Source organism: Spongiibacter sp. (assembly GCF_984394615.1).
Genome location: NZ_CFHTQA010000046.1, coordinates 19,307 through 27,046, shown reverse-complemented (window position 1 = coordinate 27,046; position 7,740 = coordinate 19,307). Strand labels below are relative to the sequence as shown.

Genomic DNA, 7,740 nt, shown 5'->3' with positions numbered 1-7,740 from the left:
AAAGTATGTACTGGAAAACTTATAAACCCGTGGCCAGTTTTACTTGACCACTACATCTGGGCGTAGAGAGAAATCGCTTGTCCAGTTTTATGTAGTCGAAGGGGATTGAAGCGGTCCTCAAGTCGTTTGAGTACCCCATGCCGTAGTCGTAGATAGCGATTGCTGCGCCGTCATGGCGCAACCTATGAATTCGCTGGATCATTGAGGTAGTTAGGTAGGTGTCTACCTGCTCTGATATCTCAAGGCATATACCCTTGAGCCTATGCCTGCTCATGCTGGAGACCCAGCGGCAGTTTTCAACAGAAAAGTCGGTAATTGCGACATTGACGAAAACAGCTAACGTCTGGAACCCAATGGAGCTTAAAGCTCTTTGAGTTGCTATGGCGCGCTGAATAGAGAGCTGGAAGTGCTTTAGCTGGGCGTCGTCGTTCCCACTTTTGTACAAATGAGCGCTAGGAGAGGAATTTGTAAACCCCAGCTCGGGGCAGCGTGAAAGTAGCTCGAAGCCGGTGCATAAGTTTGTCGATAACGAAACTATGGGCTGGAGGTAAAAGCTAAGAAGCTCATTCTCTAAAGCTTGAGTGAGCACATCGTCCATGATGCGGTATGTCCTTGTCGATTGTTTGTGGTGGTACTCTAATTAACGACCAAAGCACTGGTTTCTGATTTTTCTCTGAAGGGTGAGTCAAGGTTTTTTCGCCAGGTATTTTGCCGTGTGGCGATACTTGTGACGGGTGTCATAGTACATTGTTGCGCTAATGGACAGGATATTTATTTTGTGAATTTTTATTATCCTGCGCGAGCCTTGATTTTTTGAACATTTACTTGCTTGAATGCTGCTCCAGTTTGGTGCTGGAGCGCTGCTATATTGGCCGATATTCGGGCGGCATAGCTGGGTCGGTAGGTGCACTGCTGTGTATTTTTATTTGGGCATCTCAACGACCTCCAGTTGGTTGCTTTCGAGTTTCCGGAGATCGCTAAGAGAAGTAATTTTAAGTAGAGCTATAGAGACGGGTCGCCGGGTAGTTCGGGTCGGCGTCTGTGCTTTGTGGCTTGCTCGTAAGCGTAGCTGATACTAAACAGTGTGGTCTCATCCCAGCGTCGGCCAAAAAATTCTATTCCAATCGGTAACGCTGGTTGATCAGTTGAGAAACCGGCGGGCACGACAATAGAAGGCATGGCGGTGGTGCTGCTAAAGCCGCAGTTGTTCGTTTGTGATGTGCCGGTAATTCTTGCAGGTTGTTGGACTGGGGGGTAAACCAAGGCATCCAGGTCGAGTGCATCCATCTCGCTTTCAACGTAGTTGCGCAGTTCCTCACGTTTTTCGAGCTTTGCAATATAACTGGGCGAGCTGGTATCTCTCGCCGCAAGGCTTACACCAATGAGTGCCTCGATAAACGGGTGCACTAGACCACTGGTGAATATGTCGACGGTATCAGAGCGAGGGGCCGCGAAGCTCGCTAGGTATTCATCCATGTGATCGGCGAATTCCTGAACAATAAGCGTATTGGAAATATCCTCAAACTCGGGAAGGGTTATTGGATCAATAATTTCAGCACCTGCAGCCGCTAAGTCGATCAGTGCTTGGTCTAGCACAGCATTCACGTCGGCATTGTCGCCAAAGGCGTCGGTACCGCCATAGCTGCGCAACACGCCAATGCGCTTTCCTTTCAGGCCATCTTTGTCCAGGGAGTCCAGATAGCTCGCTGGCTGCCGGCGTTCTGCGGCATGGGTTCTTGGGTCGGCCGGATCTACCGCTGCCATGCTATCCAGCATCAACGCGGCGTCACGAACCGTTCGGGTGATGGGGCCCCCTACATCCATGGTGTGCGAGAGTGGCACTAGGCCATCTTGTGACACTAATCCAACGGTGGAGCGCACGCCGACAAGGGAGTTGTTGGAGGGCGGTAGGCGTATTGAGGCGCAGGTATCGGAGCCGGTGCCAAGCAGGCCGAAGTTGGCGGCAATGGCGGCTGCACTGCCGCCACTGGAGCCGCCGGCGTCTTTGGTGGTGTCATAGGGCGTGCCAATTCGCAAAGAGACGCTGTTAAAACTTTGTATCCAGAATGCGTATTCGCTCATGCCGGCTTTGCCCAAAATAAGTGCGCCGGCCTCTCGCAGTCGAGCAACGGTAAAGGCATCGTCAGGTGGCTGGGAGCCTGCGAGTGCGCGTGACGATGCGGTGGTTGGGAAGTCGTAGGTATCGAAGAGATCCTTCAATAAAACGGGTGCGCAGTGCAGCGGGCCGGTGAGGCCATCTTTTTCGAAGGCCTCATCAAGTGCTGTGGCCTGTTCGCGCCACTGGGGGTTAATGCTAACGATACTATTGATGGGTAGGCCGGTTGCTGGATTATTGTCGAGCCGTTCTATGCGCTCAATGTACTTTTCGGCTAAGCCTACGCAGCTAAGCGCTTGGCCGGATTCATCAACTTGTTCACCGCGAAAGCCTGCATGGATATCCGCCACGGTGGCCTCAAGCAGTTCAAAGGTTGTTGGCGCGGGAGTATCTGGCAGCGAACCGGTGGTTGAGGAACTGGAGCCTCCACCGCAAGCACTAATAACTGCTACTGAGATGGCGAGAGAGGTGGATGAGAAGACGCGCTTGATACTCGGTCGCATTTAAAATTTCCTCGGTTGGTTAAAGTCTGGTTTTATCTAGCAATAATGGTGCCACCGAGCTGGACGATTCGCGGCTTGGTTTTAGTGGTAGGTCGGGTGTCGGAGGGCTGAAATGAAGGGGAGGTTTCATTAAATAAGCAGATTGTTCGCGGTCATGCCCGCTATCCTACGAGTCATGGGATCATGTTTTTGTAGGAGCGACTTAAGTCGCGAAGGTTCGGGGCGCTGAGCTATGGCCGGTGGTGCATATAGCATTGGGCTCTGTTGAGGCTTCCCATCGCGGTTAAAACCGCTCCTACAAGTGGCGCGAGGTGTTTTTGTAGCACAGTGTGGCCCCTTGTAGGAGCCCGCCTGAGGGCGACCTGAGCGAACGGTAGGGGCTGCGTATCGTTCGCGGTCAGGCCCGCCTACCCAAAACATTCCCTGCGGTCATGGGGCACGCTGTCCTACGAGAGATGGGGGATGTTGCCCTGCAGATGGCACGAGGTGTTTTTGTAGGAGCGACTTACCCAAGGCACTCCCTGGTCGCGGGGCACGCTGTTAGTCGCGAATGGTGCGAGGCGCTTAGCTATGGCCCACAGCGCTGATGGCGATGCAATCTGTTGGAGCCCTTATCGCGGTTAAAACCGCTCCTTGTATGTTACCAACACGTCACATGGATTATGGTTTACCGGTTACCGGGGAGGCCGTTCGCTCCTGGAAGCAGCTTGCTCTGACTTCGTCTGTAGAGCGGCTCCCCGCCTCATTGGGCCTACTTGGCGGTGGTTATTGATCTGTATGCCCGCCGGGTAGTGGGCTGGGCGTTATCGGACAAGCCCGATGCCGACCTGACGATCAAGGCAGTTGAGGACGCTTATGGGCGTAGAGGTAAGCCTGGTGGCGTGCTGTTTCACTCAGACCAGGGCTCGCAATACAGCAGCCTGCGGTTCCGTCAGCGGCTTTGGCGTTACCGGTTTGAACAGAGCATGAGTCGCCGAGGTAATTGCTGGGACAACGCGCCGATGGAGCGGTTGTTCAGGAGTCTGAAGACGGAGTGGGTGCCGAACACCGGCTATCGCTCTATCGCGGAAGCGACGATGGATATTGGTTGGTATCTGATGACCTGCTACAACCAGCGCCGACCACACGCTGCAAATGATGGGCTGTCACCTGTGGCGAAGGAAGAAAAACTTAAATCACTGTCCGGGAATAGTTGACCACTACATTACCTACTCCGAAGGGTTTTTCTTCAGATCGCTCAACATTCATAGCAAAAACAAAAAGGCCCTCTTGGAGAGGGCCTGGGATTCAACTGACTGTCAGCGGATTGGTTTGTGCTGGATCAGAAGCGCAATACGCCTTCAACGGCGACGCTGCGCGGGGGATCGGTTGAGGCGAAGTGGGCACCGACAAACAGGGGAACGTCGTTGCCGTGCGAGGTGGTAATTTCGTTGGTGAGGTTTTTACCCAGCAGAGCGATTTCCCAGCCCTGCTTGAAGTGCATCAGCGACAGACGGCTGTTGATTTTGTAGAAGGCGTCCTGCACGTCGGCTTCGTCGCGGTCCTGCGTGGTGTAGTACTCGTCGGTGTAGTTCAGGTCGAGTTGCAGACGCAGTTCCATCACATCGCCAATCGGGTAGACATATTGGCCGGTGAGACTGGCGGTTACTTCCGGCGCGTAGTCGGTGCCCTCGCCCGACAGGTCCTGACGACAGTCGGGGTTACCTGCACGGAATGCGGCATCGGTCTGCACAGCGGTACAAGGGCCGTCTTTGAACGAGGTGAAGTAGGAGTCCAACCAGGCCATTGAGGCGCCGACGGTCAGACGCTCGCTGAGCGCCATACGGAAGTCAGCCTCTACGCCTTGGGTGATCGATTCAGCGGCATTGCCCACCACATAGCCGGTGAGGGTGAAGTTACTCACCTGACGGTTGGCAAACTCGGTGTAGAACGCGGCGGCATTGAAGGTGGCGGCGCCGTCGAACAGGGTGGTTTTGACACCCAGCTCGAAGGTATCGGCTTCTTCGTCTTCGTAGGTAAAGGCGTCCTGACTGGCGGTGGTGTCGCTGGCGTTAAAGCCGCCATCTTTAAAGCCTTTGGCGTAGCGGAAGTAGCTCATCACGTCTTCGGTGGCATACCACTGAATATTGAATGCCGGGGAGACGTTATCCACGCTGCGTTCGTTGGCAATGTCGTGGTTTTCCGAGTTGTTGAGCGCACCGGCAATAATCGCGTACAGCGGGTTGATGCTGCGCTCTTTGGAGCGGAACTGGGCCACGTCCAGATACTTGGTGGCTTCTTTATCGTCTTCACCCCAGCGCAGACCGAGTGTGGCGCTGAGGGTGTCGGTGATGTTCCAGGTGGCCTGCCCGAATACAGCGAGACTGTCCGTCGTCTGCTCGAACTCGGTGAAGGTCGCGAGCTGGGTGGGCAGCGACAGGCCGAGCAAAGTACTTGGGATGCCGAGCGCGTTGAAGTCGAGGTTCAGCCACAGGGTGCTGTTGAGGTCCTGCTGGTGGGCGTAGACCCCCGCAATGTAGTCGACCCGCTCGCCCACCGAACCCGCAATGCGGAATTCCTGGCTGATCTGGGTGAAGTCTTCGGTATTTTCTGTGCCGATAAACTCCAGGTCGGTGAAGTCGGCATCGAGATTGAAGACAAAATCGAAGTGGGAGTAGCCGGTGATACTGGTCAGCGTGACCGCGTCAGTGAGCGCATACTCCACGGTAAACACGGCGGCCTCGCTGTTGTTCTGCGTCAGTGCGGGTTGCCACTCGAACTGCTTGTCGGATTTGCGGCGATCGAGTCGCCCGTCTTCGCGGGGGTCAATCTCGTCTTCCAGATTGAAAGACAGCAGCGCAAACGGCAGGTTGATCGGCAAGCTGATCGGCAGCGAGATATTGGACTGGTAGAGGTTAAAGGTGCCGGTATTGTCGGTGAGCTGGAAGGTGGTGCCATTAATGCCGAAGTCGGACTTTTCCAGCTTCAGGTTCATGTCCAGCTTGTCGGTGGCGTCCCAACGCAGCGCCAGACGCATGGAGTCCTCCGCACGCTGTGCCTCGTCGCGGTCGAGAATAAAGTTATCGACATAGCCGTCTTCTTCCAGCCGCTTATACGCGGCGCGGGCGGAGAAACCAGCACCCAGTGGCGTATTGATAATTGCGGTGACTTCACGGGCACCGATCTCGGGGTTGTACTGGTAAGCCAGTTCGCCGCCCAACTCGTCACTGGGCCGGGCGGTGCTGATATTGACCGCCCCGGCGATGGTGTTTTTACCGAACAGCGTGCCCTGTGGGCCTTTCAGCACTTCCACCAGGGCGATGTCGAGAAACGGCGACTGAAACTGCTGACCGCGCCCGGCGTAGATGCCGTCGATAAACATGCCTACCGACTGCTCGAACCCCCGGTTATCGCCGGAGCCAACGCCGCGTATATAAATGGCGTTCCCCTGACCGGTGACGGCCATTTTGAAGTTAGGTACATACGCGGTCAGTTCTTCGATGCGCTGAAGCCCGGCATCGCGGATTTTCGCGCCATCGACAGCCGCCACGGCAATCGGTACGTCTTGCAGGCTTTGCTGCTGCTTTTGCGCCGTGACGATGACTTCTTCAAGCTGCGCACGGGCGCCCTCTTCTGCGGCCACACTGATAGCCGGCAAGGCGGCTAACGCCAGTGCAGCGCTCCATTTACTGCGGACCATAGTCATTCCTTATTAGAATTATTGTTAACCATAGTGTCGCAAAGCGACGGGGAGAGATTGTTTAACGGTGCCAGCTGTGTCATTGGACGACAGCGCCTTGAGCACCGTCGACGGCGCCTAGAGAAGCCCCTTTTCGCGCTGGCGCCGAATCCAATTGATGGCTCGGCCGCCCTCGCAATTGCCGGTGAGCGCAATCACCAGATCGACCGCGTCCAGCAGGGCGGCCAGATCGACGCCGGTATCGAAGCCCATTTGCCGGAGCATGACGACCACGTCTTCGGTGGCAACATTGCCGGTTGCCCCCGGCGCAAAAGGACAGCCGCCCAGACCGCCGACGGAGGCGTCAAACTTGCGAATGCCACACTCCACAGCCGCGTAGACATCGGCCACGCCCATGCCTCGGGTGTCGTGAAAGTGGCAGGAGAGTCGCTCGACGCCGTATTCGGCGATAAGCGGCGGCAGCAAACGCCGAACCTGATCCGGGCTCGCCGCGCCAATGGTGTCTGCCAATACAATTTCTGTGGCGCCCGCCGCCAGTAAGTCGTCGCAGACCCGGTGGACCGCATCTGCGCTGACCTCGCCCTCAAAAGGGCACTCCCAGGCGGTCGCCACATAGGCCAGCACCCGGTTTCCGTCGGCGCGGCCTTGCGCAATCACCTCCCGACTGACGGCCAGCGCATCCTCCGTTCCCATACGAATATTGCGCTGGTTCATGGTTTCGCTGGCGGCCACCACCAGCCCCATGGTGCGAACCCCTGAAGCGTGGGCCAGATCATAGCCCCGGCGATTCGGAATCAACGCCGACAAGTGTTCCTTGCCGGGGAGCAGGCATTGGGCAAGCTCGTCCGTACCCGCCATGGCAGGCACCGCTTTGGGCGAGACAAAGGCGCCGATCTCAATATGCGTCAGCCCGGCGCGAAGCAGCGCGTGGATAAGCTGAAGGCGCTCATCAACGCTCAAGACCTTGGCCTGGTTTTGCAGACCGTCTCTCGGCCCCACATCGTTAATTATTATTTTTTCGCGTTCCATGTTTCCCCAACCGCAGACAGGCATACAACATCACACATTCACCACATCGTAACGCAGCAAGCCTGAACTGACACCTTTCATTTTTTCCGCAGCTAAGTACGGCCCCACCCAAGCGCAAAAAAAATGATTACTGCTTCACAAATATCCATCGCGATTGGCCGCGGGAAAACCCGCCACTGAAACTCATATGAAAATACCTGTGTCATTGAAAGGGCATTCAAGCCTTACTTGTTTGCAGTGACACAGAAGCCCTCATTTGCGGTTATTTATCCGGCGCTCAACCACTTATTAAGCAAGGCACTCATAACGAGAAATTACCGATGATTAAATACCGTGCCGAGTGGAATCACGCATCGTATAAATTCGCCTAATTGGCTTAGCCCAAAGACAGATACTGCAATACATCAATCGCG

Annotated in this window: 4 protein-coding genes and 1 pseudogene; 1 reads left to right on the top strand and 4 read right to left on the bottom strand. The window is 55.6% G+C overall.

Features of this window, described 5'->3' with window-relative positions:
- Window positions 1-19: 19 nt before the first annotated feature.
- Together AC5DB9_RS14285 and AC5DB9_RS14280 are read right to left on the bottom strand one after the other, a co-directional pair.
- A complete protein-coding gene (locus AC5DB9_RS14285) occupies window positions 20-598 on the bottom strand; it encodes an EAL domain-containing protein (RefSeq protein WP_286855135.1) in 579 nt (192 codons plus the stop codon).
- 404 nt (window positions 599-1,002) lie between these two features.
- A complete protein-coding gene (locus AC5DB9_RS14280; protein ID WP_272992152.1) occupies window positions 1,003-2,619 on the bottom strand; it encodes an amidase in 1,617 nt (538 codons plus the stop codon).
- 746 nt (window positions 2,620-3,365) lie between these two features.
- On the opposite strand from AC5DB9_RS14280, the pseudogene AC5DB9_RS14275 reads away from it, so the two are divergent.
- Window positions 3,366-3,815: pseudogene (locus AC5DB9_RS14275) on the top strand (IS3 family transposase); the annotation flags it as partial.
- A gap of 125 nt (window positions 3,816-3,940) precedes the next feature.
- On the opposite strand, the gene AC5DB9_RS14270 reads toward AC5DB9_RS14275, so the two are convergent.
- Window positions 3,941-6,298, bottom strand: coding sequence for a TonB-dependent receptor (locus AC5DB9_RS14270; protein ID WP_272992150.1), 2,358 nt, complete (start codon window positions 6,296-6,298; stop codon window positions 3,941-3,943).
- Window positions 6,299-6,415: 117 nt separating this feature from the next.
- Entirely contained in the window at window positions 6,416-7,327 is a 912-nt protein-coding gene (locus AC5DB9_RS14265) for a hydroxymethylglutaryl-CoA lyase (protein ID WP_272992149.1), read from the bottom strand.
- Window positions 7,328-7,740: the final 413 nt, after the last annotated feature.

What these genes read in the sequence shown, in the direction of transcription:
- AC5DB9_RS14285 (WP_286855135.1), bottom strand. Translation starts at nt 598, where the DNA reads ATGGACGATGTGCTCACTCAAGCTTTAGAGAATGAGCTTCTTAGCTTT.
- AC5DB9_RS14280 (WP_272992152.1), bottom strand. Translation starts at nt 2,619, where the DNA reads ATGCGACCGAGTATCAAGCGCGTCTTCTCATCCACCTCTCTCGCCATC.
- AC5DB9_RS14270 (WP_272992150.1), bottom strand. Translation starts at nt 6,298, where the DNA reads ATGGTCCGCAGTAAATGGAGCGCTGCACTGGCGTTAGCCGCCTTGCCG.
- AC5DB9_RS14265 (WP_272992149.1), bottom strand. Translation starts at nt 7,327, where the DNA reads ATGGAACGCGAAAAAATAATAATTAACGATGTGGGGCCGAGAGACGGT.